Genomic DNA, 533 nt, shown 5'->3' with positions numbered 1-533 from the left:
GACGAATAGCCTCAGCCTCAGCTTTCCCAGTTGCTTCAATGGCTGTGGCTTCAGCTAAAGCAGTCACTTCACGTTGTTTCGCGGTTGCTTTAGCAGTCGCTTCAATGGCTGCCGCTTCGGCTTGAGCTCTGACTTCACGCTCACGAGCGTCAGCTTCAGCTTTAGCAATTTGAGCAGCCTTAGCTGCTTCCGCTGCTTTAACGACATTAGCTTCATTTTCTTGAGCTTTACGGAGTACTTCTTGTGTTTCTAAGTCCGTTTCTCTTTGTTTCTTAATTAATTCAACCTGCATTTCTGCTTCGGTTGTTTCTTTTTTAGAAATCGCTTCTTGAATGGCATAAGCTTGGTCAGCAGAGGCTTGAGCTTGGTCAGCTTGTGCTTTGGCTTCGGCTGCAGCAATCGATTGTTCTTGCTCATAGTGGGCAAGACTGATTGCTTTTTCCTTTTGCGCATTGGCAACTTGTGTAGCAGCAAGAGCTTCGGCTTTTTGAGCATCTTGGTCAGCTGCTGCTTTTTGAATGTAATCAAATCAG

1 protein-coding gene and 1 pseudogene are annotated in these 533 nt (G+C 46.0%); both read right to left on the bottom strand.

Annotated features, from left to right (window positions below; all coding sequences use genetic code 11):
- Positions 1 to 292: pseudogene (locus BABA_RS27820) on the bottom strand (flotillin family protein); the annotation flags it as partial.
- Positions 277 to 533 (bottom strand): hypothetical protein (locus tag BABA_RS27815; protein WP_007083541.1); only part of this gene is annotated, 257 nt, incomplete at its 5' end. The gene BABA_RS27815 and the pseudogene BABA_RS27820, both read right to left, overlap by 16 nt.

Origin of the sequence: Neobacillus bataviensis LMG 21833 (assembly GCF_000307875.1) — a bacterium.
GTDB classification, from domain to species: domain Bacteria; phylum Bacillota; class Bacilli; order Bacillales; family Cytobacillaceae; genus Neobacillus; species Neobacillus bataviensis.
The sequence above is the reverse complement of the archived record's forward strand: the minus strand, read 5'-3'. Positions and strand labels throughout refer to the sequence as shown.